We start from the raw sequence: 1097 nt of genomic DNA on the forward strand, positions 1-1097 counted from the left end.
CGCCGCAACGAGGCCGCTGTTGGCCAGACCGGCTATTACAACTCGGTCGACACCGACCAGTATGGCCGCCGCAACGTGGTTGGCGTGTCCCAGATGGGCAACAACAACGACGCCACCGTTGGCCAGTATGGCAACCGCAACGTCGCCGCCGTCGTGCAGATCGGCAACGGCAATTCGACCTCGGTGCAGCAGCACGGCTCGAACAACGTCGCCGCCATCGTTCAGTACTGACCTCTCTCGCGGGGGGCACCGCGCCCCCCGCATCCCGCCTTTTCGCCACAGGAGTTTCCCATGCGCCCTTTCAGCACCAACCACCGTGGCCCCGCCATTTTCCTGGGCCTGAGCCTCGCTGGCTTCGCTGCCGCCTGTTCCTCGGCTTCGGCCACCGCTGACACCGCCAACGGCCCGCTGCGCTGCGAGATCGCGCTCAGCGCCTTGCCCGGCGGCACCCAGATCGGCGGCACCGTGCTCTCGCCGACCACGATCAGCGGCACCTACGAGATGGCGATCACCAGCCGCTCCTCCGGCGGCCGCGCCACCATCCGCCAGTCGGGTGATTTCACCGCCCCGGCCCATATCCGCACCCCGCTGGGCGAGACCGAGCTGACCGGCTCCCCCGCCAGCCACAGCGTCGATCTCGAAATCCGCGTCAACGGGCGCCAGCTCACCTGCGCTGATCCCAGCCTCTGACGCGGCACCGGTGGCCGGGCGCCCCCCCGGACCGTTTTGGCCCGCGCCCGGCCACCGGACTTTGAAGACCCCTGACTTTTCATCGACCGCTTTGTACCGCCCTCAATTTTCACCCCTCCTCTGCCAAGGAATCCCGCCATGACCGCTTTCCTCCCCAAAATCGCCCTCGCCGCCGCCCTCGCCACCGCGGCCACCCTGCCCATCGCCGCCCCGGCCGAGGCCTCGGGCTCGCTCTCGATCAACGTCGCCCCGTCGAACCAGCAGGAAGCCAACCTCTTGCGCCTCGGTCTCGCCGCCTATGCCCTGCACCGCGACGTCCGCGCCAATGGCCATGTCACCCAGCACGGCGTCAACAACGCCGCTGGCATCGCGCAAGGGTCCACCGATCAGGCGATCATCCATCAGGA

At 68.4% G+C, this 1097-nt stretch carries 3 protein-coding genes; all 3 read left to right on the forward strand.

The genetic code is table 11. The features are described 5' to 3' along the window. A partial coding sequence (locus EAE28_RS23510) for a hypothetical protein (RefSeq protein WP_220444001.1) occupies nucleotides 1–231 on the forward strand: 231 nt, incomplete at its 5' end. Nucleotides 232–291: 60 nt separating this feature from the next. Further along, on the forward strand, nucleotides 292–690 hold the full coding sequence (csgH, locus tag EAE28_RS23515; RefSeq protein ID WP_127110897.1) for a curli-like amyloid fiber formation chaperone CsgH: 399 nt from the start codon (nucleotides 292–294) through the stop codon (nucleotides 688–690). 138 nt (nucleotides 691–828) lie between these two features. Next, nucleotides 829–1097 (forward strand): hypothetical protein (locus tag EAE28_RS23520; protein WP_220444002.1); only part of this gene is annotated, 269 nt, incomplete at its 3' end.

The organism is Pararhodobacter zhoushanensis (assembly GCF_003990445.1).
GTDB lineage: Bacteria > Pseudomonadota > Alphaproteobacteria > Rhodobacterales > Rhodobacteraceae > Pararhodobacter > Pararhodobacter zhoushanensis.

Excerpts from the sequence above, each read along its gene's own strand:
- csgH (WP_127110897.1), top strand. The coding sequence starts at position 292 with ATGCGCCCTTTCAGCACCAACCACCGTGGCCCCGCCATTTTCCTGGGC.